Source organism: Embleya scabrispora, from assembly GCF_002024165.1.
GTDB lineage: Bacteria > Actinomycetota > Actinomycetes > Streptomycetales > Streptomycetaceae > Embleya > Embleya scabrispora_A.
Window position 1 is genome coordinate 1363919 of record NZ_MWQN01000001.1, and the last position, 26056, is coordinate 1389974.

22 protein-coding genes are annotated in these 26056 nt (G+C 72.4%); 7 read left to right on the forward strand and 15 right to left on the reverse strand.

The annotated features are described in order from the left end of the window. Positions 1 to 2: 2 nt before the first annotated feature. Genes B4N89_RS06035 through B4N89_RS06050 form a run of 4 tightly spaced genes read right to left on the reverse strand, consistent with a single transcriptional unit; the run spans position 3 to position 5909 of the window. The gene (locus B4N89_RS06035; protein ID WP_078974831.1) at positions 3 to 2297 is read right to left on the reverse strand and encodes a serine/threonine-protein kinase; all 2295 of its coding nucleotides are present in this window, start codon (positions 2295 to 2297) and stop codon (positions 3 to 5) included. Then, on the reverse strand, positions 2294 to 3568 hold the full coding sequence (locus B4N89_RS06040) for a hypothetical protein (protein ID WP_078974832.1): 1275 nt from the start codon (positions 3566 to 3568) through the stop codon (positions 2294 to 2296). Before B4N89_RS06040 ends, B4N89_RS06035 begins: the two co-directional genes overlap by 4 nt. Beyond that, a complete protein-coding gene (locus B4N89_RS06045) occupies positions 3565 to 4578 on the reverse strand; it encodes a glutamate ABC transporter substrate-binding protein (RefSeq protein ID WP_078974833.1) in 1014 nt (337 codons plus the stop codon). The genes B4N89_RS06040 and B4N89_RS06045 overlap by 4 nt, the downstream gene beginning before the upstream one ends. Next, entirely contained in the window at positions 4575 to 5909 is a 1335-nt protein-coding gene (locus B4N89_RS06050) for a hypothetical protein (RefSeq protein WP_143657865.1), read from the reverse strand. The genes B4N89_RS06045 and B4N89_RS06050 overlap by 4 nt, the downstream gene beginning before the upstream one ends. 474 nt (positions 5910 to 6383) lie before the next feature. Here B4N89_RS06050 and B4N89_RS06055 point away from each other — a divergent pair, with 474 nt between their 5' ends. Both B4N89_RS06055 and B4N89_RS06060 read left to right on the forward strand, forming a co-directional pair. Further along, the gene (locus B4N89_RS06055) at positions 6384 to 7373 is read left to right on the forward strand and encodes an ATP-binding cassette domain-containing protein (RefSeq protein WP_078974835.1); all 990 of its coding nucleotides are present in this window, start codon (positions 6384 to 6386) and stop codon (positions 7371 to 7373) included. Between the two features lie 97 nt (positions 7374 to 7470). Further along, positions 7471 to 8310, forward strand: a complete 840-nt coding sequence (locus B4N89_RS06060) for an ABC transporter permease (RefSeq protein ID WP_078974836.1) — start codon at positions 7471 to 7473, stop codon at positions 8308 to 8310. On the opposite strand, the gene B4N89_RS06065 is transcribed toward B4N89_RS06060, so the two are convergent. The 3 genes from B4N89_RS06065 to B4N89_RS06075 form a co-directional block, all read right to left on the reverse strand. Continuing rightward, on the reverse strand, positions 8270 to 11617 hold the full coding sequence (locus B4N89_RS06065; RefSeq protein ID WP_161500644.1) for an AfsR/SARP family transcriptional regulator: 3348 nt from the start codon (positions 11615 to 11617) through the stop codon (positions 8270 to 8272). The two genes, B4N89_RS06060 and B4N89_RS06065, sit on opposite strands and share 41 nt — an antisense overlap. 221 nt (positions 11618 to 11838) lie before the next feature. Further along, entirely contained in the window at positions 11839 to 12108 is a 270-nt protein-coding gene (locus B4N89_RS06070; RefSeq protein WP_235618489.1) for a DUF397 domain-containing protein, read from the reverse strand. Then, positions 12105 to 12974, reverse strand: a complete 870-nt coding sequence (locus tag B4N89_RS06075; RefSeq protein WP_078979138.1) for a helix-turn-helix domain-containing protein — start codon at positions 12972 to 12974, stop codon at positions 12105 to 12107. The genes B4N89_RS06070 and B4N89_RS06075 overlap by 4 nt, the downstream gene beginning before the upstream one ends. Before the next feature lie 259 nt (positions 12975 to 13233). Here B4N89_RS06075 and B4N89_RS06080 point away from each other — a divergent pair, with 259 nt between their 5' ends. Further along, complete coding sequence (locus tag B4N89_RS06080; RefSeq protein ID WP_078974838.1) at positions 13234 to 13635, forward strand: ATP-binding protein; 402 nt, start codon at positions 13234 to 13236, stop codon at positions 13633 to 13635. A gap of 33 nt (positions 13636 to 13668) precedes the next feature. Here the strand turns inward: B4N89_RS06080 and B4N89_RS06085 are convergent, their stop codons facing one another. Then, positions 13669 to 14658, reverse strand: a complete 990-nt coding sequence (locus B4N89_RS06085; protein ID WP_101897250.1) for an alpha/beta hydrolase — start codon at positions 14656 to 14658, stop codon at positions 13669 to 13671. 170 nt (positions 14659 to 14828) lie between these two features. Here B4N89_RS06085 and B4N89_RS06090 point away from each other — a divergent pair, with 170 nt between their 5' ends. Then, a complete protein-coding gene (locus B4N89_RS06090) occupies positions 14829 to 15995 on the forward strand; it encodes an aromatic ring-hydroxylating oxygenase subunit alpha (protein WP_078974840.1) in 1167 nt (388 codons plus the stop codon). Positions 15996 to 16336: 341 nt separating this feature from the next. Continuing rightward, complete coding sequence (locus tag B4N89_RS06095) at positions 16337 to 17866, forward strand: PQQ-binding-like beta-propeller repeat protein (RefSeq protein ID WP_078974841.1); 1530 nt, start codon at positions 16337 to 16339, stop codon at positions 17864 to 17866. On the opposite strand, the gene B4N89_RS06100 is transcribed toward B4N89_RS06095, so the two are convergent. From B4N89_RS06100 to B4N89_RS06130, 7 genes are all read right to left on the reverse strand, one after another. Beyond that, positions 17782 to 18585 (reverse strand): urease accessory protein UreD, encoded by an 804-nt coding sequence (locus B4N89_RS06100; protein WP_161500645.1) that lies wholly within the window; start codon positions 18583 to 18585, stop codon positions 17782 to 17784. The genes B4N89_RS06095 and B4N89_RS06100 overlap by 85 nt on opposite strands. Beyond that, the gene (ureG, locus tag B4N89_RS06105) at positions 18582 to 19289 is read right to left on the reverse strand and encodes an urease accessory protein UreG (protein WP_078974843.1); all 708 of its coding nucleotides are present in this window, start codon (positions 19287 to 19289) and stop codon (positions 18582 to 18584) included. The genes B4N89_RS06100 and ureG overlap by 4 nt, the downstream gene beginning before the upstream one ends. Further along, positions 19279 to 19968 carry an urease accessory protein UreF gene (locus B4N89_RS06110; RefSeq protein ID WP_078974844.1) on the reverse strand — a complete coding sequence of 230 codons (690 nt, stop codon included), beginning with the start codon at positions 19966 to 19968 and terminating at the stop codon, positions 19279 to 19281. Before B4N89_RS06110 ends, ureG begins: the two co-directional genes overlap by 11 nt. A gap of 126 nt (positions 19969 to 20094) precedes the next feature. Beyond that, the gene (locus B4N89_RS06115; RefSeq protein ID WP_078974845.1) at positions 20095 to 21816 is read right to left on the reverse strand and encodes an urease subunit alpha; all 1722 of its coding nucleotides are present in this window, start codon (positions 21814 to 21816) and stop codon (positions 20095 to 20097) included. Beyond that, the gene (locus B4N89_RS06120) at positions 21813 to 22136 is read right to left on the reverse strand and encodes an urease subunit beta (RefSeq protein WP_078979139.1); all 324 of its coding nucleotides are present in this window, start codon (positions 22134 to 22136) and stop codon (positions 21813 to 21815) included. Before B4N89_RS06120 ends, B4N89_RS06115 begins: the two co-directional genes overlap by 4 nt. Before the next feature lie 32 nt (positions 22137 to 22168). Next, complete coding sequence (locus B4N89_RS06125; RefSeq protein ID WP_078974846.1) at positions 22169 to 22471, reverse strand: urease subunit gamma; 303 nt, start codon at positions 22469 to 22471, stop codon at positions 22169 to 22171. 288 nt (positions 22472 to 22759) lie between these two features. Next, a complete protein-coding gene (locus B4N89_RS06130) occupies positions 22760 to 24769 on the reverse strand; it encodes a S9 family peptidase (RefSeq protein WP_201260794.1) in 2010 nt (669 codons plus the stop codon). Positions 24770 to 24874: 105 nt separating this feature from the next. On the opposite strand from B4N89_RS06130, the gene arfB reads away from it, so the two are divergent. Then, positions 24875 to 25297 carry an alternative ribosome rescue aminoacyl-tRNA hydrolase ArfB gene (arfB, locus tag B4N89_RS06135; RefSeq protein ID WP_078974847.1) on the forward strand — a complete coding sequence of 141 codons (423 nt, stop codon included), beginning with the start codon at positions 24875 to 24877 and terminating at the stop codon, positions 25295 to 25297. Positions 25298 to 25545: 248 nt separating this feature from the next. After that, positions 25546 to 26049, forward strand: coding sequence for an ATP-binding protein (locus B4N89_RS06140; protein WP_161500646.1), 504 nt, complete (start codon positions 25546 to 25548; stop codon positions 26047 to 26049). The last annotated feature ends 7 nt before the right edge of the window (positions 26050 to 26056 follow it).

A 26056-nucleotide genomic window follows, 5' to 3' on the forward strand; every position in this document is an offset into this window, starting at 1 on the left:
GATCACACCCACGTCCACGGTCGCACTTCGTTCGCCCGGTCGACGAGCGCGATGCGCTCCGCATGCGTCGTCACGTGCCGGGCCAGATCGCGGTAACACTTTTCCAAGGCGAACCGCAGAGGCTTTTCCTTCAACTCGCTGCCGAGCACCCTCGCGGTTCCATCCGCCCCCCCGGCGCCCGAATTCCCCCCGTTCGCACCTGCCTTCACCCACTCCAGGGCCGTCTCCAACAACTCCACGGCGAGCCGGTCGTGCGCCTCGCCCTCCAGTCGCAGCGCACCGAGCCGATCGGACGCGGTGGTCAGGTCCGGCCCCAGCGGCTCGGCGGCGGCCCGGCCGCTGATCCGGGTGCGCAACGCGGCGGTCTGCGCCGCGACATGGTTGGCCGAGGTGTCCGGCACGCTCTCCAGGATGCGTACCGCGCCCGCCCGGTCGCCGGTCGCGAGCAGGCAACGGGCCAGGCCGAAGGCGGCCGAGACGTACGCGTGGTCGGTCGACCAGACGCCGCGGTACTCGGCGGCGGCCTCGGAGTGACGGCCCATCAGTTCGCGGCAGGCGCCCAGCGCGATACGCGGCGCCGGCTCGCCGGGCAGCGCACCCCGCACCCCGTCGAAGAACTCGTGGGCGCGCGGGAGATCGTGCTGGGACAGCGCCGCCAGCCCCTCGAACCAGGGCAGTCGCCAGTCGTCGGCGTCGATGTCGGCCAGGAACGCCCGGGCGCGCACCACGTCGCCCTGTTCGATGCACATCCGGACCAGGCGCAGCGTGCCCTCGGCCGAGGAGATGCCCGCGGCGGTGAGCGCGGAGAGCAGTTCGTCGGGGTCGGTGGTGGCGACCGTGGCCAGCAGGTTGGCGGCCGGGTCGAGGGGGTCGACCCGGGGCACCGGCAGCGCGCCGGCGATGACCGAGGGGTCGGGCGCGGGCGCGAGCAGCCCGGGTTCGGTGTTGCGCGCGGCCACCTCGGCGTGCACCACCCGCGTCTCCGGCCCGAACAGGCCGGACACGCCCGGGCGCGGCTCGCCGGAGCGGATCGCGACCACCTCGCGCAGCACCGCGACGCACTGCTCGGCCATGTCCGCCGCGGAGGCGAAGCGCTGTTCCGGGTCGGGGTGCGTGGCCCGCAGCAACAGGCGGTGATAGGACTCGAATTCGGTGAACAGCGGCACGTCGGCGGCGGGCGGCAGGGATGCCTTGTACTTGCGGGTGTAGCCGGCGAAGTAGAAGCTGAGCACCGCCATCGTGCGACCGATGGTGAACAGGTCCGACTCCACCGACGGTTCGGCCCGCACGGTCTCGATCTCGGGCGCCTGGTAGCCGACCGTGCCGTAGGTGAACTTGCCCGGCCGGGCCAGGTCGGTCACCGCGCCGAGGTCGATCAGCTTGAGCTGGTCCTCGGTCTGGATCACGTTGTCCGGCTTGAAGTCGCAGTAGACCAGGTTCTGTTGGTGCAGGTAGCCGAACGCGGGCAGGATGTCGATCGCGTAGGCCAGGACCTGCTCGACCGGCAGCACGGCCTTGGGGTCCACCTCGCGCATCTGCTTGAGCCGGTCCATCAGCGACAGGCCGCCGACGTACTCCATCACCAGGTAGGTCTCGTCCTGACCGGTGAGCGGGTCGGGGTGCTGGACCACGGTCTGGATGTGCACGATGTTGGCGTGCTGGATCTGGGTGAGGATGCGCTGTTCGGCCAGGGCCGCGGCGCGCGAGTCGGGGTCGTCGCTGCCGAGCAGGCCCTTGAGGACGACCCACATGTTGTGCGCGGCGGTGTCCTGGGCGAGGTAGACCCAGCCGAATCCGCCGCGGGCGAGGCAGCCGATGATCCGGTATTGGCCGACCATGTCGTCGCGCTGGAGCTTGGGCGCGAAGGAGAACGGCGTGCGGTCGCGCGGACAGAAGCCGTTGGCCACCCCGGGCCGGCCGCCGCGCCCGCGCCCGACGGGCTGTTCGCACTTGCGGCAAAACCGCTTCTCCTCCGGGATGACCGGATTGCGGGCCAGCGCGCTCTCGGGGTTGCGGCGCGGCACGTTCGGCATCTCGACCAGACCGCCGCCCAGTCGCCGACTGGTCCCGGTGCTGCCGCGTCGCGAACTGCGCCCGGAGGCGCTGCGCGAGGAGGACGAACCGGCGGTACCGGCGGTACCGGCCGTGCCCGACGTGCCCGACGTCCCGGAGACCCCGGACCGCCCGGTCCTCGGGCCGGGCACGGGCGCGCCGGTCGCCAGCGGCTCGTTGCCGCAGGTGTCGCAGAAGCCGTCGTCGATCTCGCCCGGGCAAGGCGGGCGATTGCACTTGATCATCTCTGGTCCCCCTTGTCGTCCGGACGATCCTTGCGTTGCGCGGCGATGACCGCCTCCTGATAGCGGGTCACCACCCGTACCGCCACGTCGAGTTCACACGGTGCTCGCCACAACAACTCCTTGGCGTGGTCGTAGAGCGACTCGAGCACGGCCTCCTCGCCGTGCCCGGCGCGCGCGGCCATCGCCCGGTAGGACTGCACGAGGCCGCGCAGTTCGTCCCGCCGGGCCAGTGGCGCGTCGATGTGCCCGCGTGTGGCGGCCAGTCGGTCCCGGGCACCCTGCGCGTCGTTCTCCAGGGCGCTCAACTCGCGCGAGACGCGCACCCAGTCGCCCCGGGTGCCGAGCCCGAGGACGCCGGCCATCCGTTCCCGCAGGGTGGCGGCACGCAGCGGTACCTCCGGTACCCGCTTGTCGCTGATCCGGGTCAGTACGTGCGCCCGCCGGCGGATCGTGTCGCCCTCCTGGTAGTCCAACTCGTCCAGCAGACCCGCGAGTCGCCGGATCCGCTCCTCGAAGCGGGCCCGGACGATGGTCAGGTGCCGCACCTCGTCGGCGACGCGGCGCAGTTCCGCGTCCAGGGCGGCGACGTCCACGCCGCCGATGCGCCGGTCGTCGGCGGCGGTCAGCGCCAGCGGGTCGCTCGCCACCAGGGTACGGGCGGTCTCCAGCCGACGGCGGACCCCGTCCAGGGCGGCGGTCTGCTCCGGCACCGCGTCGGGGCCGCCGAGTTCGGCGATCCCGGCCTCGGCGGCGGCGATGCCGGCGTCGACCCGGTCCAGGGTGGGCACCAGGCGGGTCCAGACCGCGTCCGCGGCCTCCACGACCGCGGTCGCCTCGCTCCAGGCGGGCGCCATGTCGGCGACCAGTTCGCTCAGGCTCATCCGGTGTACGCGCAGGGCCGGGTCGAGCAGGCCGCGCTGCCCGATCGGCACGTCGCGCGCGGCGAGTTCGGCGGATTGTCCGAGCAGCAGGAAGGACAGCTCCTCCAACTCCGGCCGCTGCGGCTTGCCGCGCCGTCCGCGCAGCGTCCGGGCCCGGTCGAGGACCGCGCCGTACGCCTCGCGGTGTCCCCACAGCAGCGCGATCGCCCGGCGGCCGACCTCCCAGCGCTCGGCGGTGCGTCCGGTCAGCGTGCCGCCTTCGAGCAGTTGCCGGCCCGGGTGGCTCTCCAACTCCATCAGGCCGGCGGTGATGCCGTCGTACTCGCCTTCGTGACGCACGATCAACTCGTCGATCTCGTCACGACCGAGCACGCGCGGGGCTCGGTTCACGCGGCGTCCCGATATTCGGCCTCGGGCGGCGCGGGCGTGTCGGCCCCGAGCGAGGTGCCCAGATACTCCCGGTACAGCTCGCCCCATCGCCCGTTGCGGCGCAGTTGTTCGAGCACCGCGTTGACGAACCGCACGAAGTCGCCGCGGTTCTTGGCGATCGCCATGCCGTACGGCTCGAAGGTGAGCTTGTCGCCGACCACGACGGTGAAGACGTGGTCCTGCGCCTGGAGCCCGGCCAGGATGGTGTCGTCGGTGGTGACCGCGTCGGCCTGCCCCTGCTGGAGCAGAACCAGACAGCCCGCCCAGGTGTCGCCCTCGATCACGTTCACCTGCGGGGCCTGTCGACGCAACATGCCGATCGAGGTGGAGCCGGGTACCGAGCACACGCGCATGCCGCGTGGCAGGGCGGCCAGTCCGCCGGAGTAGTCGGCGCGGTCCGCGGTGCCGTCCCGTTGCACCAGCAGCCGCTGGCCGGCTCGGAAGTAGACGGAGGAGAACTCGACGCTCTGCCGACGCTCGCAGTTGATCGTCATGGTCTCCGCGACGATGTCCACGTCGCCGCGCGCGATGGCCAGCGTGCGGTCCTCGTTGCGCACCACCCGGAACTGGATGCGGTTGGGGCCGGCGTCGCCGAAGATCGCCTTGGCCACCTCGCGGAGCAGGTCGATGTCGAAGCCCCGCAGCGTGTTGGTCCTGGGGTCGACGAAGCCGAACGGGAAGCTGCTCTGGTCGATGCCGGCGATCAGGAAGCCGCGCCTGCGCAGGGTGTCCATGGTGCTGCCGGCGGGCAGCGCGGTGGGGGCGGGCAGCGAGCCGGTCGGGCGCAGGCTGGCCAGCACGTTCGGGCACGAGGTGTCCGGTCCCGGGGCGCCCTCGGCGGGTGCGCGCGGGGCGCCGGCGGCGGGCGCGGCCGGGCGGCCGAGGGCGCGCTCGGCCGACCCTGCGCCGCACCCGGCGAGGGCCAGCGCGAGGGCGCACACCAGTGCGGGCAGGGCGATGCGGGTGTTCATGGCCGGTTGTACCTCCCGACCTCGCGACGGACGCCGTCCACGGTCGCGGCGGCGGCGATCAGGGCCAGTACGCCCATGCCGACGCCGAGGCCGGCGAGCGCGTCGCGGCCCTGGCGGACCGAGCGGGCGAAGTCGCCCTGGTCCTCGGTGACCGCGGCGGCCAGCGCCTCGTCGATCCGGGTGAAGGCCGTACGCGAGGCGCCGTCGGCCTTGGTCACCTTGGCGACGGCCTGTTCGAACTGGCCGTTGCCGTAGAGCGTGATGACCTCGTCGTGGGCCTTCTTCCAGTCGGCGGCGGCGGCCCGCGCGGCCTTGACCTTGGCGAGCGTGCCGGCGTCGGAGCGGGTGACCCGCTCGGCGGTGGCCAGCATGCCGGTCACCGCGGGTCGGCCGTCGCGCGCGTCGACGCCGACGAGCCTGCCCCACACCTCGTTGAAGTCGGCCTCGTACTGGCCGTTGTCGCTGCCGCGCATGACCAGGGTCAGGCTCTCGTCGCCGTGTGCCTGCAGGGTCAAAAAGCGGGCCTGGGCGAGCGTTTCGACCGGCCCCCAGCCGTCGCTGCGGCTGCGGTCGAGGTGGTCGCGGGAGTTGCCGGAGGCCGCCCACAACCAGCCGATCGACACCAGGGTGGCCAGACCCGCGATCAGCAGGCCGATGTTGATCCGGCGGTGGGTGCGCCGGGCGAAGAACCACAGGGCGCCGGCGCAGGCCGCGAGGGAGACCAGGAGCAGGGACAGCGGTGCCCACGGGGTCGAGGTCGCGTCGCGGTGGTCGCCCGCGAGGCGCTTCTCGGCGATGTCGTGCAGGGCGGTGGCGGCGGGCAGGATCTTGGCCCGCATCACGTTCTTGGAGGCCGAGCGCAGGTAGGCGGCACCGACGGTGTTGCCCTGTCGGGTCTCCGCCCGGGCCCGCTCGACCAGGCGCGCGTATTCGGGCAACTGCACGCCGATGACCGCGAGTTTGTCGGCCACCTCGCCGGAGGCGCCCGCGGCGGTGGCCTCGATCAGCTTGCGCGACGCGGTCTCGATCGCCTGCTGGTAGCGCTCGCGCACGTCCGCCGATTCGACGCCGCCTTCGAGCAGTCCGGCCGCCGCGGTCGCGTCGGCGTCGGCGAGGGCCCGGTAGATGTCCTGGGTCTTGACCCCGAGCGGTTCGCTGCCGGTGGCCACCGCCTTGGCCGCGTCGGCGCGCCGGCCCACCGCGAGGACCGTGAACAGCCCGGCGAGCAGGCTGATCACGACCAGGGCCACGCCCGTGACGAGCATCAGCCCCGGGGTGGTGTTGCCGACCCTGATCAGCCGGCCCACGGATATCCGGCGGGGGCGGAACACACGGGGAGAACGGCCCGCCGCCCGTGCGGGCGTCCCCGGACCCGGTGCTTGCGAAATCGGAACGGCTGCCGCCAACGCCTTGCCTCCCCCACTGTCGCGTGTGCCCCCTGCCGGTCGACCCGACACACCCTGCCGTCTTCGTCGAACGCCGAACGCCGAGGTGCCCGGTGAACGCCGTCACCCAGAAGTTATCGCGAGCGTGTCACGGCTCCCGATGGTCTTCCCTCGTTCTCCCCACAAGACCCCTCACAGGGCCAGGACACTACCGCTGCCGGCGGCCCGCGTGAGCGCGACGCCGGTTTCGATCGGCCGGGCGACAGGCCGGTGGATCAGTCCGCTGCCGGCGGTGCCGGCGGCGTGTGCGCGCGATGCCGGCGCCCCGGACGACGCTGGGTTCCATACGAGGCGAGCCCCGTCGATCCGTCGACGAGCGCCCGCCGCACGAGAGCGACGGACACCGACGGGGAGCAATCCATGACATACGCGATCGAGACCGAGGGCTTGGTCAAGCGGTACGGCGACACCACCGCGTTGGCCGGGATCGATCTGCGGTCCGAGGCGGGCACCGTGCTGGGCCTGCTCGGCCCCAACGGCGCGGGCAAGACCACGATGGTGCGGGCGTTGGCCACGTTGATCAAGCCGGACGCGGGGATCGCCCGGGTCGGCGGGTTCGACACGGTGCGCCAGGCGCAGGACGTACGCCGGCTGATCGGTCTGACCGGCCAGTACGCGTCGGTGGACGAGGAGATGACCGGGTTCGAGAACCTGCTGCTGCTCGGCCGACTGCTCGACCTGCCGCGTGCCGAGGCCAAGGCGCGGGCCCGCGAACTGCTCGCCCGGTTCGACCTGGCCGAGGCCGGCAACCGCAGCCCCGACACGTATTCGGGCGGTATGCGGCGCCGCCTCGACCTGGCCGCCTCGCTGGTCGGGCGCCCGGCCTTCCTCTACCTGGACGAGCCGACCACCGGTCTGGACCCGCGCAGCCGCGGCGACGTGTGGCAGATGATCCGCGACCTGGTGCGCGACGAGGGTGTGACCGTGCTGTTGACCACGCAGTATCTGGACGAGGCCGATCACCTGGCGAACGACATCGTGGTGATCGACCACGGCCGGGTGATCGCGAACGGCACCTCCGACGAGCTCAAGGCGCAGATCGGCGGCCGGAGCCTGGAGGTGCGCCCGGTCGACCCGGCTCGACTGCCCGATGTGGTCGAGCTGTTGCGCGAAGTCGCCGGCCGGGAGCCGTTCGTGGAGCACGAGCGCGGTCAGGTCACCGTCGCGGTGAGCGACGAGGACGTGCTGCCGGTGGTGGTGCGTCGGCTCGACGAGGCGGGCATCCGGGTCAACGAGTTCACTTTGCAACTCCCCAGTCTGGACGAGGTGTTCCTGACCATCACCGGGCACCGCAGCCAGGACTCGGCGGAGCGGGACGACGGCGCGGACCCGAAGAGGGAGGCCGCGTGAACCGACTCCCGGATCGTTACGGCACACGCGTGATGCCGATGCTCGCCCTGCTCCTCACGATCGTCTCCCACCTGGCCCTCATCCCTGGAGCCTCCCGATGACCACGACCACCGTCCGCCCGGCCGACAAGAGCGCCGCCCCGCCCCCCGCCCAACGGCCCGGGGCACACCGCAACGATCCGAGCGCCGTGGTGCGGCACACGCTCACCCTCACCTGGCGCAGCCTGGTGAAGCTGAAGAAGCAGAGCGAGCAGCTGATCGACCTGACGCTGCAGCCGATCCTGTTCACCGTGATGTTCGTGTACCTGTTCGGCGGCGCGATCGAGGGCAGCACGCACGACTATCTGCAGTTCATACTGCCCGGCATCATGGTGCAGACCGTGGTGTTCGCGTCGGTGGGCACCGGTGTCGGGTTGTGCACCGACATGTCCACGGGCGTGTTCGACCGTTTCCGCAGCCTGCCGATATCGCGTCTCGCGCCGCTCGCGGGCACCGTGCTCGGCGACGTGTTGCGCTTCCTCGTCGCCATCACGTCGGTGTTCGTGTTCGGCACCATCATCGGTTTCCGGTTCCAGACCAATGTGCTCGCGGTGGCCGCCGCGGTCGGTCTGGTCCTGGTCTTCGCGTTCGCGTTCTGCTGGGTCGTGGCACTGCTCGGGGTGAGCATGAAGCAGCCGCGCACCGTGCAGGGCGTCTCGTTCCTGATGATGTTTCCGCTGACCTTCGGCTCGAACCTGTTCGCCAAGACCTCGACCATGCCGGGCTGGTTGCAGGCGTGGGTGAAGGTCAACCCGGTCACCGCGGTCACCAACGCCTCGCGCGGGCTGCTGACCGGGGGCCCGGTGGCGCACCACGCGATGGTGGCGCTGTTGTGGGCGCTGGGCCTGATGCTGGTGTTCATTCCGCTGACGGTGCGTCAGTACAACCGGCGGGCCTGACCCGCCGCTCCCGCGTCGTCGACCACCCGTCGCCCGACACCCACAGCGGTGGCGGCGCGACGGGCAGGTCGGCCGTGAGCAGCGCGACCACCTCGTCCCGGGTCATCGCCGTGCCGATCGCCCGGGCCCGGTCGAACTCCTCGACGCTCATCCGCTCCAGGATCCGCTCGGCCACCCGGTCCGCGTCGACGTCGCCCAGATCGGGATGGCCGCGCACCACCTGTGCCCCGCCGAGCAGGATCGCGGCCTGCTCCGGATCGCCGGAGACCAGCGCCAGCGCGGCGAATCCCTCGACACAGCCCGCCAGGATCGGCATGTCCTGGCTCTCCAGCGCGAACGGCAGCCCGGTGCGCAGGTCGGCGCGCGCCGCCGCCGCGTCGCCCCGCGCACAGTGCACGTGCGCTCGGCCGACGTACAGGCTGCAGATGAACTGCGGCGGCAACTGCGGCAGTCGCGGCGTCGGCGGCAGCGCCGCTATGACCTGGTCGTAGCGCTCCGCCGCTTCATCGAAGTCCCCGACGAAGCGCGCGAGTTCGGCCAGGCCCAAACTGGTGCCCAGGCCGGTGGTGAGCGAGGCGCCGGGTGCGCCGGGCCGGCGCGAGATGTCCTCCATCACCTGCCGGGCGAGGGCGATGTCGCCGGCCCGGGCGTGGATCATCCCGCGACGCACCATCAGTTGCGGGATCTCGTCCTCGGCCTGGAGCGCGCCCAGCAGGTCCAGCGCCTCGTCCACGGCGGCCAGCGCCTCGTCGTAGTCGGCCGTGTACATCAGCAGTTCGGCCAGACCCGAGATCGCCGAGGCCCGGCCCCAGCGGTCCCCGATCGCGGCGAACCGATCCCGGGCGTCGGTCAGGAAGGTCACCGCCTCCTTGGGACTGCCCAGGTTGACCGCGAAGTGTCCGCGCATGAGCCGGGCCATGGCCTGGACCCACGGGTCGTCGATGTCGTCCGCGTCCTGCAGCGCGGCCCGCAGACCCGCTTGGTCGGTGCGGATGACGGACGCCAACAGGGCCATGAAGATCGGCAGTTCGGGCACCTCGCCCGGATCGAGCCGACGACTGATCAGCCGGGCCCGGGCGTAGGAGCGCAGCGCGTTGCCGCGCTCTCCCGCGGAGAAGGAGTGCAGCGCGTGGAAGGCGAGCGCGGCGGCCCGGCGGGCCTGCGGCACGGGGCCGGGCAGGGCGAGCGCCTCGTGACCCCAGGAGTACGCCTCGGCGTGGGTGCCGCGCATCGCCCAGTACCAGGAGAGCGCGTCGACCAACCGGGTCGCCAGCCAGGCGTCGGCGTGGTCGACGGCGTAGCGCAGCAGGAGGGCGAGGTTGTCGTGCTCGGCGGTGATCCGGTTGATCGCCTCGATCTGTTCCGGGCCGCGCAGCCGGGCGCCGGCCGCCTCGACGTAGTCGATGAACCAGCGCGCGTGCCGTGCCGAGGTCGCCTCCGCCTCGCCCGCCTCGGCCAGTTTCTCGCTCGCGTACGCCTGGATGGTCTCCAGCAGCCGGTAGCGGGTCTCGGTGCTGCCCACCACGTCCACCAGCGACTTGTCCACCAGTCCGGCGAGCAGGTCGAGCACGTCGGCGGGGTCGAAGTCGTCGCCGGGCAACACCGCCTCGGCGGCCTCCAAGGTGGTGCCGCCGGCGAACACCGACAACCGGCGCAGCGCGGTGCGTTCGCGCTCCTCCAGCAGGTCCCAGCTCCACTCGACCACCGCGCGCAGCGTCTGGTGGCGGGGCAGCGCGGTACGGCTGCCGCCGGTGAGCAGCCGGAAGCGGTCGTCGAGGCGGTGTGCGATCTGCGCGGGGGTGAGCGAGCGGGTGCGGGCCGCGGCCAGTTCGATGGCCAGCGGCTGGCCGTCGAGCCGGCGGCAGATCTCGCCGACCGCGCCGATCGTGTCGGCGTCGACGGCCAGGCCCGGCCGCACCGCGCGGGCCCGGTCGGCGAACAGCCGCACCGAGGCGTAGCCCAGCGCGGCCGCGGCGTCGACGCCGACCGGCGGCAGGGCGAGCGGGCCCAGCGGGTACAACATCTCGCCGTCGATGCCCAACGGCTCGCGGCTGGTGGCGAGGATCCGCAGCGACGGCGCGCGGGCGAGCAGTCGACCGGCGAAGCTCGCGGCGGCGGCGATCAGGTGCTCGCAGTTGTCCAGGATCAGCAGGCTGGGCGGGCCGGTGAACGCGTCGACGATCCGGTCGACCAGGTCGCGCGGACCGGCCAGGTGCGGATCGAGCAGGCCCACCTCGCGCCGGCCCAGCGCCCCCAGCACCGCCTGCGGCACGTCCAACGGGTCGAGTACGGGGGCGAGTTCGACGAACCAGATGCCGCCGTCCACGCCCTCGCCGCGGGTCGCGATCCGGCTGCCGGCCTCGGTGCTCAGTCGGGTCTTGCCCGCGCCGCCGGGGCCGACGACGGTGACCAGGCGCGATTGGCCGAGAAGCCGGTCGACCCGGTCCACCTCGTCCTCGCGGCCGACGAAGGTGGTCAGCCGGGCGGGCAGATTGCCCGGGGCCGGTCGGGCGGCGACGGGCGGGGCGGGTGCGGGCGACGCGGATGCGGCGGGCGCGGGTACCGGTGCGGGCCGCGCATCGCCGCCGCGCAACACCGCCAGGTAGGCGGCCTCCAGGTCGGGCGAGGGGTCGATGCCCAGCTCGTCCGCCAGCCGCTCGCGCAGGTCCTGATACAGCGTCAGCGCATCCGCCCGGCGGCCCTCCTCGTGCAGCGTGCGGATCAGCAGGCCGTACAGCCGCTCACGCAGCGGATGCTCGCGGGTGAGCTGCTCCAATTCGGCGGCCAACCCCTGGCTGCGGCCCAGGATCAGCTGCGCCTGGACCCGGTCCTCGATCGCGCCCAACCGCTGCTCGGCCAGCCGCGCCGCGGGTCCCAGGGCGAAACTCGCGTCGGCGGCGTCGATCAGGGCGGGCCCGCGCCACATCGCGAGCGCGCGCGTGAGCGTCTCGGCCGCACCGGCCGGGTCGCGCTCGTGGAGTTGCCGGCGTCCGCGCACCGCCAGTTCGGCGAACACGTGCGCGTCCAGGTCGTCGGGGCGGATGCCGAGCCGATAGCCGGCCGGCCCCGAATCGAGCCCGACGGGCAGTTGCCGGCGCAGTCGGGAGATCAGCGACTGCAACGCGTTTCCCGCGCCGGAGGGGGGGTCCTCGCCCCACACGGCGGTGATCAACCGGTCGGCGGAAACCGGTCTGCCGGGGTCGAGGGACAGGCGGATCAGCAGCGCGCGCAGGCGCGCGCCGCCGATCGTCACGGATCGACCGTCGTCGTCCCACGCCTGGAGCGGGCCAAGCACCGAGATGTACACCCCACCACTCTTCCACCCCGACGGGTCGCCCGGGGGTGTCGGCCGGCGGCGCGCGGAGCGCGGTGGGGGTCGGCGACGGAGAGTTGCGCTTTGGGAGCGCCCCGGGGCACGGGAACCCGGGACGATCATCTGGAGAATTCACTCTTTCGTGGGATTAATTCCCACTCGGAGGAGTGAGCGCCCCGAACAAATCAACCGTTCGGTATCGGATCGGATCCGACTCAGGCGCCGATACGACCGATAAACGTTTGCCACGCACCGGATTCCAGTTCGAGGACCGGACCGGCGGCAACTTTCGAGTCGCGCACCAGGACGGCGTCGGTGTCGGGGGCCGTCTCGACGCAATTGCTGGTGGCCCCGCTGTAGGTGCTGCGCCGCCAGGCGTAGCCGGTAGCAACCTCGTGACCTGCGACTTTCCCATCGGAGTGGGAATCGATCGCAGCCTCTTGGGAAACGAACGGGAAATGCGATCCCTGCTTTGTGTTGCTCAAGACAATTCCTTTGCTGTGAGCTCGATCATGGACAAGGATTCACCGTACGACAGTGCGGCCGCGCGGATGTCCTCAAACATCCGCTCATAGACACTGACGTGTTCGGGCTCCTCGAGATAGAGGCTACTCGTATGCGTGTCGAGGACGACCACATCCAGATCGGAAAGTTCGGGGAATCCGATGATCGCGAATGAACCCTCGATCGCGGGGTGTGCGCCGGCGGCGAACGGAAGGATCTGCAACCGCACGTGCGGCCGGGCCGCGGCGGCCATCAGATGCTCCAACTGGGCCCGCATCGTCTCGCGCCCGCCCACCACCGTGCGCAGCACCGACTCGGAGATCACCACGCTGAGCCGAAACGTCGCCTCGCCCTGCGCGCCGACCCGGTCGAGCACCGCCTGTCGCTCCTGACGCACCCGCACCAGCATGTCCACCTGCTCGGCCGGCATGTCGTCGCGGACCGCCGCGATCACCGCCCGCACGTAGTCGGGCGTCTGCAACAGGCCCGGAATGAGCGAGAGTTCGAATCCGCGCATGCCCGACGACTCGGCCTCCAGGCTGAGCAGCTCGGCGTAGGAGCTGGGCAGGATCGACGAATAGCTGTGCCACCAGCCGCGCTTCTTGGCCTCGCGGGCCAGGGTGAGCAGCGAATCCCGCTCCCGCTCGTCCGCGACCTCGTACAGGTCGAGGAGGATCCGCAGGTCCACCGGTCGTACCCCGCTGCGCCCCAACTCGATCCGACTGACCTTGGAATCCGAGCACTCCAGACGTACGGCGACGTCTTCGAGGCTCAGGCCGCGCGCTTCGCGCAACCGGCGCAGCTCGGTCCCGAGCCTGCGCTGCCGAACGGTCGGATTGGGCGCCATGGCCACGCCGCACCTCCATGTACACGCTGTTGACGCACCGAACCGGAACGTCGGCGCGTCCGATCGGGGGACAGTGTGCCCTACTGAGCGTGGAAGTGTGGTTACTACCGGAATCTTCCCGTGCATCCAAGAGTGGGAGTTGCACACTCGTTGTCGGCCGGGCACACTCCACGCCGGCCATGACTTACTGTTGTCAACGGGTCGCTCTGGGTGCGTGTTCCGGATCGTGCGACCCCCTGCCGCACGTCCGGAGGTCGACATGCCGGTGATGGCGGAGGACGTCCGTCACTATTGCGTTCAACTGGCCGCCTCGGCACCGGCGGTGGGCAGCGCCCGCCGCACCACCGGCAAGGTCCTGCACGACTGGGGCCTGGCCGCATTGGCCGACGTCGCAGAGGTGTTGCTGACCGAACTGCTGACCAACGTGCTCGTGCACGTCGGGCCCGGCGCCTGGCACGCGCTCACCCTGCTGCACGACGGCGACCTGCTGCGGGTGGAGGTGCGCGACTCGTCGCCGCGCATGCCGATCGCCCGGGTCGGCGACTGGGACGAGGAATCGGGCCGAGGGCTGCGGATGATCGACGCGCTGGCCCACGCGTGGGGCGCCGACCGACTCCCGCCGGGGAAGGTGGTGTGGTTCACCCTGCCCGACGCACCGTAGCCGCGCCCGGGCCGCACACCGGCCCGGGCCGGCTCAGCGGGCGGTCGGTCCGGCGACCGCGAGCAGGCACTCCTCGGCGAAGGCCAACACCCGCAGGTGATAGGCACGCGCGGCGTGGTGGAGGCTGATGTTGTGCCCCACGCCGCGCTGGGTGTACGTCTCCACCGCGCGCGCCCGGCGCAGCGATTCCCGTGCCAGGGCCGGTACTTCGGGCCCCGACGGGTGGGACCGCTCGAACTCGGCGACGGTCCAGTGCACCGCCGGCGTCACCCTCACGAGCACGTCCGGCAGCGTGTTCGGGCTCTCCCGCACATCCACGAACTCGGCCATCGGCACCGGCGCCACCACCCGGCCCGCCCGGGTCAACAGCGCGGGATCGTAGGACCCCGGCGGCCCGAAGAAGGCGTCCGGGGCGGCGCCTCCGGTCGAGGGGACGAAGTCGCCGTCGGTGGGGACGGCGGCGAACTCGGCGAGTCGGGCGGGGGTGTACCGCAGCGGCACGCCCGCGACGGCCAGGCCGAGCAGATCGTGGCCGCGCTTGTCGGCGCCCATGCGCAGCGCCAGGACCGCGCCCATCGAGTGCGCGACGACGAACACGGGCGGGCGCGCCGGCTCGGCCGGCTCGACGGGTTCGACGGTGGCCGCCGGGTCGGGGTCGGCGCCGGCGGCCGGGGCCTGCCCGGGGTCCGGCGCCGCGTCGAGCGCCCCCGCCGTCGACTCCTCGATGAGGGCGAACAGGGCATCCGCCTGCGCGTCCAGCCCCTGGCGGGCCCGGTCCAGGCCCGCGGACGCGCCGTACCCGGGGCGGTCGATCGCCAGCACGGTCCAGCCGAGCGCCGCGCCGAGCAGCAGGAGCGAGCCGTCGGGGGCGCCGTCGCGATGCCAGTAGGCGGCGCGGGAGCCGCCGCCGTGGATCGCCAGGATCAGCCCGCGCGGGCGGACGCCGGCCTCGGGTCGGGCGAGCAGACCCGACAGGGTCGTACCCGCGATGTCATAGCCAACGTTCTCGACCCGGCCGGGCATGGTGCTGACCTCCACGTGCGATTGCCCCCCGATGACACCACATCGCCTCGCCGGACATTGACGGGGTATCGCCCCCGACCAACAATGTAACGGTGTAACAGAGACGAGGTCGGAGCACGGACGCCCACCCGTCGCGGACATTCACCCCTACGGGACAACGGAGTCACCCCTTGAAGCACCGGGACGTGGTCGCCACCGGGCGGCGCATCATCGAGCACATCACCCACCGCACGCTCGACCTGGGCGCGGCCCCCGTCGTCCTGGACGGCTCGGCCTTCACCGATCCGGTCCGGCACGCCCGCGAGCGCGAGGTGTTGTTCCGACGCACGCCGCAGGTGATCGGATGGGCGGGTGAGGTGGCCGAGCCGGGCGACTTCATCGCGCGCGACGTGGACGGCGTGCCGGTCCTGGTCACCCGCGACCGCGACGGTGAGCTGCACGCGTTCCTGGACGCGTGCACCCACCGGGGGATGCGGGTCAGCCGGGACGTGCCCGAACCGGAGGGGCTGTCCGGGACCGGTTGCGGCAGCGCGCAGCGGTTCCGCTGCGGCTACCACGGGTGGACGTTCGGCAACGGCGGCGAGCTGACCGGCCTGCCCTCGCGTCCGCAGTTCCCCGGCATCGACCCGAAAGAGTTCGGTCTGCGCCGGCTGCCGGTCGCGCTGTCCGCGGGCCTGGTCGTGGTGGGCCTGCGACCGGAGGTCGAGGTGGCCGGCGCACTTGACGAACTCGCCGACGCCTACGCCGGTTTCCCCTACGACCGGACCCGGGCGGTGGTGAGCGAGCGGTTCGAACTCGACTGCAACTGGAAGCTCACCGTCGACGTCAACGTCGAGGCCTACCACGTACCGTTCCTGCACACCGCGACGATCGACGGCATCGTGCTCAACCACGGCATCGTCGACACGTGGGGACCGCACACCCGCTTCGCGGTGCCCATCGTCGGCTTCGAGCAGCTGGCCGAGGTGCCCGAGGAGTCCTGGCCCGCGCGGCTGCCGATGGTCAACGTCCAGACCGTGCTGCCCTCGACCGTGTTGATCGAGAGCCCGCTGAGCACCACGATGTTGCGGATCTACCCGGGCGATCGGCCGAACCGGTCGGTCGTGCACATGACCGAGGGCACCTGGGAGCCGCTCGGCGAGCAGAGCATCGCCACCGCCGGGGCCAACCACGAGACCAACAAGCGGGTGCTCGTCACCGAGGACTTCCCGGGGGCCGAGTCCTGCCAGCGCGGGTTCGACGCGGGGCTGCCGACGATGGTCGTGGGCATGGGCGAGTCGGCGGTGGCGCACTGGCACCGGGTGTGGGACGACGCGCTCGCCACGGCGGGAGACTGACGGGTCAAGGCGGAGCGACGGGCGGAGCACCGGACAGGGCAGGCGGGCGGGGCGGTGGGCGGGGCGGGACTTCGGGCGCCGTCGGGTTATGATCGTGCCGCTCGCGAAACGCTGTGCGGTTCGCGAAGGAGGCGCCTTTGGCCGGGCGCCTCCTTTTCTTTTGCCCGAATCCCGGTTACCCGCCCGAAACCGGCACCGTCCCGAGACCGCGCGGTGGGTGTGCGCGCGGCGGGTGCGCGAACCGTTTCCGGATCGTTTTTCCCCGCTCTACCCGTGCCGTGCCGCAGGTCCTACTCTGCTCTCCAGCAAGCACGTCGACGGGTCCCGAAGGGGCGTGGGCGATGCCCGGGGTGCGCACGCTCGAAGAAGTGCTCGACCACGACGGCCCACTCGCCGAGGGGCCGTTACGCGAGGTCGCGGCGGGTATCGCCGACGCGTTGGCCCGGGTGCACGCGATCGGCCTCGTGCACGGCAGGCTCCGTGCGGACCAGGTCCTGCTCACCCCGTACGGCCCGCGCGTGACCGGGTTCGCCGGCCGCGCCGACACGGACGACGGCGGCGATCCGTCGGAGGACGTGTACGCCTTCGGCACACTGATCACCCTGGCCGGGGGCGGGGCGTCCTGCGGCGAACTGGGTCCGCTGCTGCGCCGCTGCCTCGACCCCGATCCCGGGCGGCGCCCGACGGCGGTCGACGTGGACCGGGTGCTCACCCCGAGGCCGGCCGTGCTGACGGTGCCCGCGGGCGTGGACGACAGCGCCGACGTACCGCAGGAGGCACGCGCCGAGGACCCGCCGACCGGGCGCGGGCTGACCCGTCGGCGTCTGCTCGTCGGGGGCGGTTTCGCGCTCACCGCGGCCACCGTGACCTCCGCCGGCGTCGCCTTCGCACGCTATGCCGGCGACGGTCGCTCGGGGCCCGGGGTCCGGTGGCGGCGCTCGGTCGAGGGCCGGGTGACCACCCTTCAGGTCTTCGACAACGTCGCCTACTGCACCACGACGGACAACGTGGTGATGGCCGTCGGCACCGAGACCGGGGTCGCGCTGTGGACGGCGCGGACCGAGTCGATGGTGTGGTCCCAGCCGGTGGTCTCCGGCACCGCGATGTTCCTGGCCTGTGTGGCCGGGCAGGTCACCGCGCTCGATCCGAGCAGCGGCGAGCGGTTGTGGCAGCAGCACGCCGGCGACCGGATCCTCGGCGCACCGGTGTTGTACGGCTCGTCCCTGGTGGTCGGCACCCGGGACGACCGGGTGGTGGGCATCGACATGACGCAGGGCGCGCAGAGTTGGCAGTGGAGCGCGGGGACACCGCACGGCGGGGTGATGCCGGCCGTCTCGGAGACCGGCGGCGATCTGCTGTACCTGACCCACAGCGACGGCACGGTCGGCGCGATCCGCGACGATCGCGGGGAGCCGAGGTGGTCGACCCGGCTCGACGCGCCGATCGCCCGCCCGGCGCGCGCGATGGGCGATCTGGTCTACGTGGTGTCGGGCTTCACGCTGGTGGCGCTGAGCGTGTCGACCGGCGAGGTGCGGTGGCGTTTCCAGGGCGCCCCGGACATGACCGTCCCGGTGGTGACCGAGAACCTCGTCTACACCACCGACGTCGGCGCGCTGTACGCGCTCGACGCGCGTACCGGTCGGGAGCGCTGGCGGCAGCCCGTCGGCGCGCGGGTGCCCAGTCCGGTGGCCCTGGTGGACGGGACCGCCTATGCCGGCGGCACCGACACGCTGTACGCGTTCGACCCGGTCACCGGCGGACGGCACTGGCGGCACGGGCTGCCGACCTACCTGACCGCCGCCCCGGCGGGGGCCGGCAAGGTGCTGCTCCTCGGTACGGCCGGGTCCGAACTGGTCGCGCTCGAGACCTGATCCGCCCGGGCCGCGGCGGCGGCGAGCGTGGCGTGGGCGGCCGGCGCGTCGGCCGCGGTCACCGTGATCAGTCGGCCGCCCCCGGCCAACGCGCACACCGCGCGTCCGGGGGCGCTCGACGCCGGTTCGGCCGGTGCGGGCAGGGTCAGCCGGGTGCCGACCACGGTCCCGCCGGCGGTGCCGGCCGGTCCCCGCCACCCCGGCGGCGCGGCGGGGCCGTACACGCTCTGCTGACGCAGCACCGGCTGCCCGGCCACCACCGCGTCCCACCGCGAGAGCACGTCGCCGCAGGGTTCGCCGGACCGGCCCAGGATCAGCGTCTCCCGGGCGAACAGCCGCGCTCCATCGTCGAGTTCGGCGTGCACGACGGCGTGGAACGTGGCCCGCGCGGCGACCACGACCGGCTCGGGCGACCAGTCGAGGACACCGCCGGCGGCGATCACCAGGTCGACCCGCTGCCGGGCCGGGGTGCCGTCGCCGATCAGCACCACCGCGGCGGCGGCGGTCCGGATCCGCAGTCGGGCGCCCGGGCCCACCTCGACCCGCACCGCCAGGTCGTCGCCGCCGATCGGGCCGGCCGCGCCGCCGACGAGGACCACCTCGGGGATCGGCCCGGGGACGGACACCTCGCGCGGCGCCAGTGGCACCTGTCCCAGCAGCCGGGTTACCACCGAGCGGCCGTGTCGAACCTCCGCCCGGATCAGGGCGGTCGCCCTCACCCGCCTGCCCGGACCGCGGGGACGGGGGTGCCGGCCCGCCAGGCGGCGAGTCGGTCGAGCACCCACGCGGTGACCACGTCCGCGTCCGGGGTCTCGCGCAGCGACAGGAAGGCCACGGGGGTGCCGGGGCGCATCCGGGCCGCGTCCCGGTCCATCACCGCCAGGTCGGCGCCGATCTGCGGGGCGATGTCGGTCTTGTTGATCACCAGCAGGTCGGAACGGCTCACTCCGGGGCCGCCCTTGCGCGGGACCTTGTCGCCGCCGGACACGTCGATGACGAACATCTGCACGTCGGCCAGTCCGCGACTGAAGGTCATGGTCAGGTTGTCCCCGCCGGATTCGATCAGCACCAGGTCCAGGTCCGGATGCGCGGCCTCCAGGTCCTCGACCGCGTCCAGGTTGCCGCTGATGTCGTCGCGCACCGCGGTGTGCGGGCAACAGCCGGTCTGTACCGCGGCGATCCGGTCCGCCGCCAACACCCCGGCCGCGCGCAGGAAGTCGGCGTCCTCGGTGGTGTAGATGTCGTTGGTGACGACGGCGAGCGAGAACCGCCCCGCGAGGACCCGGCACAGCGCGGCGACCAGCGCCGTCTTGCCGGATCCCACGGGACCGCCGACGCCGATCCGCAACGCGCGCGAGCCGGGCGCCGAGGGCTGCGGACGCGCCGACGGCCCACCGTTGCCGGGTGTGTGGTCACGATGCAAAGTGCACGACCTCCTCTTGGACGTGCAGTTCGTGGCAGACGTCCAGGCCCACGGCGGACCAGCAGGGCAGCCGGTCCCAGTCGCCGTCGGCGGACACGGTGCGGGCGGCGTCGGCCGCCTCCTCGGCCACCTGGTCGCAGTGCCCGGCCATCTCGGCGAGCACGACGGTGACCGAGATCGGGTCGAGGGAGAGCAGTTTCACCGCGGCGGAGGCGGGCCCGTTGACCACGTTGGTGGCGGCCAGCACGGCCGCCTCGCGCGCGTCCAGCCGGGCCCGGGTGGCCGCGGCGCCGAGCACGATCGCGTGGTGCGGGGACACCCCGAGCGCGGTCCACGGCTCGGTGGGCCAGGCGGCCTTGACCACCCGGCGCAACGACCGGCCCTGCGCGCGCGAGGCGGCCCGGGCGGGCGCGGACGCGGTCCGGGCATCGAGTTCGGCGTCGAGTTCGGCCCAGGGCCCGTGTTCGGGCAGCGTGTAGGGCCCCGCGGTCAGCGCGGCGACGGCGGCGAAGGCCGCCTGTACCGCGCCGGTGGAATAGAGCTTGCCGAGCAGGAACTCGGTGAGCGTGTCGAGGTCGTGCACCTCGCCGCGCAGGACCGCGTTCTCCAGACCGCCGGAGTGCGCGTAGCCGCCGGCGGGCAGTCGTGAATCCCCGAGCAGGAGCAGTCCAGCACCCATGAGTACCACCTCTTACTGGTCGTAACGTGTCGATGTCGGTCCCGGCCGGTCACCGCAGTCACAGCTCGCTGCCCTGACGGTGAGTCAGCTTTCCCTGACCCTCCGTCAAGAAGCAAGCACAAGCAATCAGAAAAGGAAATAACGTTGGGCCATCGGCAGGGTTCCGGCCGGCGCGGCGACCACCTTCTCGCCGTCCACCCGGACCGAGAACGTCTCGGGATCGACCTCGATGCGCGGCATGGCGTCATTGAGCGGCATGGCCGACTTGCCCCGACCCCGCACGTCGCCGGTGGGCACGAGTCGACGATCGAGATCCAGCCGCCCCGCGAGCCCGTCCTCCAGTGCCGCCGGCGCCACGAAATGCACCGAGGTCGCCGCCGCGGTGCGCGCCGCGGCGCCGAACATCGGCCTGGGCAACACGGGTTGCGGGGTCGGGATGGACGCGTTCGCGTCGCCCATCGCGGCCCACGCGATCGCCCCGCCCTTGACCACCAGATGTGGACGCACGCCGAAGAACCTCGGGTCCCACAACACCAGGTCGGCGAGCTTGCCGACGGCGACCGAGCCGACCTCGTCGTCGAGCCCGTGGGCGACCGCCGGGCAGATCGTGTACTTGGCCACATACCGCCGGGCCCGCAGATTGTCCGCGGCCCCGTCGCCGGGGAGCGAGCCGCGCCGGACCTTGTTCACATGCGCGGTCTGCCAGGTGCGCAGCACCGTCTCGCCGACTCGGCCCATCGCCTGGCTGTCCGAGCCGATCATGGAGATCGCGCCGAGGTCGTGCAGCACGTCCTCGGCGGCGATGGTCGAGGGGCGGATTCGCGATTCGGCGAACGCCAGGTCTTCGGCGACGGCCGGATTCAGGTGGTGGCAGACCATCAGCATGTCGAGGTGTTCCTCGATCGTGTTGACGGTGTGCGGCCGGGTCGGATTGGTGGACGAGGGCAGGATGTTGGGCAGTCCGGCGACGGTGATGACGTCCGGCGCGTGGCCGCCGCCCGCGCCCTCGGTGTGGTAGGCGTGGATGGTCCGCCCGTCGATCGCGGCCAGCGTGCCCTCGACGAAACCGGTCTCGTTGAGCGTGTCGCTGTGCAGCGCGACCTGGATCCCGGCCGCGTCCGCCACCCGCAGCGCGGCGTCGATCACGGCCGGGGTCGAGCCCCAGTCCTCGTGCAGCTTGAGCCCGCCGGCGCCGGCCCGGATCTGCTCCCACAGGGCCTCCTCGGACACGGTGTTGCCCTTGCCGAGAAGCACGAAGTTGATCGGTACGCCGTCCAACGCCTCCAGCATGCGGGCCAGATGCCACGCACCGGGCGTGACGGTGGTCGCCTTCGACCCCTCGGCCGGCCCGGTCCCCCCGGCGACCATCGTGGTCACCCCGGCGGACAACGCCTCGGGAAACTGCGTCGGCGAGATCAGATGCACATGGCAGTCCACGGCACCGGCCGTCAGGATGCGTCCATTCCCGGCGATGACCTCGGTCGACGGCCCGATCACCAGATCGGGATGCACCCCGTCCATCGTGTCGGGGTTGCCGGCCTTCCCGATCCCGCAGACCCGCCCGTCCCGAACACCGACATCGGCCTTGACCACGCCCCAGTGGTCCAGGATCACCGCCCCGGTGATCACCGTATCCGGAGCCCCTTCGGCCCGAGTCCGAGGCGACTGCCCCATCGACTCGCGAATCACCTTGCCGCCACCGAAGATCACCTCGTCCCCGGCAGCCCCCAGCGGCCGCGTCAGATCCTCGGTCACCTCCACCAAGAGCTCGGTATCGGCCAACCGAATGCGATCCCCGGTGGTAGGCCCGTACAAAAGCGCATACCGATGCCGATCGACGGTCGTCACCGCGAGCCCTCCCGGTCCAACTCGCCCCCGCGCCCGACCCGCAGCCCCGGCACCACGCGCGCCCCCGCGAGCGGCACCAACTCCACCTCGCGCCCGACGCCCGGCTCGAACCGCACCGCCGTCCCGGCCGGCACATGCAATCGATGCCCCCAGGCCGCGTCCCGATCGAACTCCAACGCGTCGTTGGCCGCCGGGAAATGCAAATGCGACCCCACCTGCACGGGCCGGTCCCCGGTGTTCAACACCCGCACCACCACCACGGCCCGCCCGGGATTGAGCACGATCGGCTCCGCCCCCAACAACACCTCACCGGGCACCACGGGCACCAACGACCGCCGAGGCCGCCCCCCACTCACGGAATCGGCCGATGCACGGTGACCAACTTCGTCCCATCCGGAAAGGTCGCCTCCACCTGCACCTCGGCGACCAACTCCGGCACCCCGTCCATCACATCGTCCCGCCCCAGCACATGCCGCCCGGCCTCCTGAAGGTCCGCCACGGACCGCCCGTCCCGAGCCCCTTCGAGCACGAACGAGGCCAACACCGCAGTAGCCTCGGGACAGTTCAACCGCAGCCCCCGAGCCCGCCGCCGCTCCGCCAGGTCGGCCGCATACGAAACCATCAACCGCTCCCGCTCCCGCGGCGTCAACAACACGCGACACCCTCCTCCGAAACCACCCCGGCCCGTCCACCCAGCCTGACCACCGCGTGTTTCCCACCGAAGCAGGGCACGTTAACGCAAGGTATCCAAACTCTCACGCAGGGTACCTGTAGGCGTCCGCTCCGAATCCCGAGCGGAACATGCGGTCCCGGGACACCCCCGCCGAACGGTGGTGCGGCTGCGGCGCCGGGCAGCCCGTGGCCGGCGGCCACGGGCCACGCGGGCCGCCGACGAACCGCGGCACGCGGTGCGCGGTTCGGCGGCGGCCGTTCGGCCCGGAGGTCAGAAGCCGCCGCCCGGCGGGGCCTCGATCGGGTCGGCCGGGACGAATTCGAACACCTTTCCGTAGAACCAGAGTTCGGCCTCCAACGCGCGGATGATGTTCTCCGCCCGGCGGAAGCCGTGTTGTTCGCCCTCGAACGCCAGGTAGACGTAGGGGAGTTTCTTCTCCTTCAGGGCCGCCACGATCATCTCGGCCTGGGCCGGCGGTACCACCTCGTCCTCCAGCCCCTGGAACACCGCCAGCGGGCTGGACAGGGCGTCGGTGTGGTTGATCGGCGAGCGGGCCCGGTACACCGCCTCGGCCTGCGGATACGGGCCGACCAGGCGGTCCAGGTAGCGCGACTCGAACTTGTGCGTGTGCCGGGCCAGGGCCGCGATGTCGGCGACGCCGAAGTGGCTGGCGCCGGCGGTGAAGACGTCGTTGCCCACGAGTGCGGCCAGCGTGGTGTAGCCGCCCGCCGAACCACCGCGGATGGCCAGCTTCGTACCGTCCACGACACCGGTGTCGGCCAGGTGCCGGGCCACCGCCGTGCAGTCCTCCACGTCGACGATGCCCCACGAGTCGTACAGCAGGTTGCGGTACTCCCGGCCGTATCCCGTGCTGCCGCCGTAGTTCACGTCGGCCACCGCGAAGCCGCGGCTGGTCCAGTACTGGATCCGCAGATTGAGCACCGCCGGCGCCTGCGCGGTCGGACCGCCGTGGATGGAGACGATCAGCGGCGGCAGCGCGCCGGCGGGCGCCTGCGCGTGCGGGTTCTTCGGCAGGTACAACAGCGCGTGCGCGGTCCGCCCGGCCGCCGAGTCGAACTCGATCGGCCGCGGCGGGCTGAACCACCGGGCGTCGAAGTCGAAGTCCCGCGCCGGACGCAGCCGTTCGATCTGCAGCGCGGTGCCTCCGGTGGGCGCGAGCCGAACCCGGCGCGGCGCGTCCTCGTCGTCCGGACCGCCCCCGATCACCAGCACCCCGCCGGGCACCGCGGCCAGGTCGGACAACCAGGTCAGCCCGGTCTCCACCCGCGTCGGCGGCTCCTCCGGGCGGGTCGGGTCGAGCACGCCCAGGTGCACGAAGCCGCCCGTGTTGACCGTGCAGGCGATCCGGCCGTCGTCGAGGAAGGCGTAGTACCGCTCACCGAACACCCACTGCGGGCCGCCGATCTCGGCCTCGACCGGCGCCACCGCCTCCACCTGACCACCCGCGCCGACCCGGTACAGGTTCCACCACCCGGTGCGGTCCGAGGCGAACCACAACGCCCCGTCGGGTCCCCACTCGGGCTGCACCACCGACTCGCGCCCCCCGCCCGCGACCGCCTGCGCGCCGGTCGTGCGCGGTCCCGCCTCGATCGCGGCGACCATCAACTCCGCCGCGTCCCACGGCATGTCCGGATGCGACCACTGGGTCCAGGCCAGCGCCGAGCCGTCGGCGGCCGGTCGCGGCGAGGACACGAAGTCCGGCCCGGTGACCAGGACCCGGGCCGGCTGCGTACCGTCCAGCGGCAGGGCGACGATCTCGTTGATCGCCTCTCCGTGCGCCTCGACCGCGGCCGGCTCGTGGCTCTCGCGCACCGCGACCAGCCACTCCCCCGCCCCCCACTGCCCCGCGGGCACGAGGGTGAGGTCCGCGTAGCGCAGCCCCGCCGTCTCCCGCGGCTCTTCGGTGATCGCCACCGGCGCGTCGTCGTCGGGCCCCAGCCGGTACAACCGCTGGTCGGTCCAGTTCGCGAAGACCAGCACGCCGGCCCGCACCGTCCAGGCCGCGCCGCCGTACTCGTGCACCCGGGTCCGCGCCGAGAACCCCTCCGGCAGCACGTCCTCCGGCGCCCCGCCCGGACGCAGGCGCACCAATTGGATGCGCCCACCCTCCGTCGGCCGCGCCTCGGCCCACCACACCTCTTCCCCGTCGGCCCGGATCTCCCCGGGACTCGCCGCCCCCTCCACCAACCGCTCGGCCGTGATCGGCGAGGGCCAGGAACCGTATGCCTGCGTCTGTTCCGCGTTCATGTCGGCACTCATCCCACGATCCTCGCCGTCCCGCGCCGGGAAAGCATCCGGCGGCCCCCGGGAAAACCCCGAAAAACCCGGTCGCCCCCGACCGGGTCCACGCGGGATCATGTGCGTATGACGACAGATCTCGACATTCGCGGCGTGGCGATACCCGCCGCCGAGCTGTCGTGGCGGTTCTCCCGTTCCTCCGGCCCCGGCGGACAGTCGGTGAACACCACGGACAGCCGCGCCGAGGTGTCCTTCGACCTGGGCGCCACCACCGCGCTGCCCGACGTGCTCAAGCAGCGCGCGCTGCGCCGGCTGGAGGGGCGTCTGGTCGACGGCGTGCTCACCGTGGCCTCGTCCGAGCAGCGCTCGCAACTGATGAACCGACAAACCGCCGCCCGGCGCCTGGCCGACATCCTGGTCGAGGCCACGGCCCCACCCCCGCCGCCCCGGCGACCGACCAAACCCACGCGCGGCATGCGCGAGCGCCGGCTGCGCAACAAGCACCACCGCAGTGAGATCAAACGACTGCGCCGCTCGACCGGAGACTGATCCCGGGTCCGAACAGGTTCCGAAGCGAACCCAAAGTCGAGATGAAGCGTCGCTTACCGAAGCATTACGGATCACACCCGGAAAACCGGCGCATGAGCACGATTCGCCATCGCAGACTGCGAACGCCGGCCAGTGCCGCGTACCGCAGCGAACGAAGCGAAGGACTCCGGGATGCCCTCCCCCGCACGTGCGCCACACCCACCGCGACCCACGCTCCCCCCCGTCGTGTACCACTCGTGGAGTCATCCGTGACCGCCGTCGGGCGGGCCCGTGCCCGCGCTCGGCACGAGCGGCGCGGCTCGACGAACCACCACCGCGAACCCGATCCCGAACACCCGCCCGGCCCGGTGTTCGTGCGCTGGACCATCGCACCCACCGTCGCGGGCGTACCGGAGGTCCGGCACCGCCTGCGCGACCTGTTACACGGCTGGGGGATCGCCGAGGAACTGGTCGACACACTGCTCCTGATCGCCACCGAACTGACGTCCAACGCGGTCCGTCACGCGGCGATCCGCACCGACCGGGTCCGGATCACCGCGGCGCACGGCGGCGCCGAGATCCGCCTCGAGGTCGCCGACGGACACCCCTTCCGCCCGCACGCGCTCCTGGAGACGGGGCCGGAGTCCGAGGACGGGCGCGGTCTGATGATCGTGAAACTGATGGTGGCCGAACTCGGCGGCCGGATCGACGTGCTGCCCAGCGGCCCCGGCAAGAGCATCCGGGTCACCCTGGACCCGGACGCGCACGCCTAGCAGCCCC

Bases quoted from the DNA above. Each gene is read 5' to 3' on its own strand.
- B4N89_RS06035 (WP_078974831.1), bottom strand. From the start codon at position 2,297: ATGATCAAGTGCAATCGCCCGCCTTGCCCGGGCGAGATCGACGACGGC.
- B4N89_RS06045 (WP_078974833.1), bottom strand. From the start codon at position 4,578: ATGAACACCCGCATCGCCCTGCCCGCACTGGTGTGCGCCCTCGCGCTG.
- B4N89_RS06055 (WP_078974835.1), top strand. From the start codon at position 6,384: ATGACATACGCGATCGAGACCGAGGGCTTGGTCAAGCGGTACGGCGAC.
- B4N89_RS06060 (WP_078974836.1), top strand. From the start codon at position 7,471: ATGACCACGACCACCGTCCGCCCGGCCGACAAGAGCGCCGCCCCGCCC.
- B4N89_RS06075 (WP_078979138.1), bottom strand. From the start codon at position 12,974: ATGGCGCCCAATCCGACCGTTCGGCAGCGCAGGCTCGGGACCGAGCTG.
- B4N89_RS06080 (WP_078974838.1), top strand. From the start codon at position 13,234: ATGCCGGTGATGGCGGAGGACGTCCGTCACTATTGCGTTCAACTGGCC.
- B4N89_RS06085 (WP_101897250.1), bottom strand. From the start codon at position 14,658: ATGCCCGGCCGGGTCGAGAACGTTGGCTATGACATCGCGGGTACGACC.
- B4N89_RS06095 (WP_078974841.1), top strand. From the start codon at position 16,337: ATGCCCGGGGTGCGCACGCTCGAAGAAGTGCTCGACCACGACGGCCCA.
- B4N89_RS06110 (WP_078974844.1), bottom strand. From the start codon at position 19,968: ATGGGTGCTGGACTGCTCCTGCTCGGGGATTCACGACTGCCCGCCGGC.
- B4N89_RS06130 (WP_201260794.1), bottom strand. From the start codon at position 24,769: ATGAGTGCCGACATGAACGCGGAACAGACGCAGGCATACGGTTCCTGG.
- arfB (WP_078974847.1), top strand. From the start codon at position 24,875: ATGACGACAGATCTCGACATTCGCGGCGTGGCGATACCCGCCGCCGAG.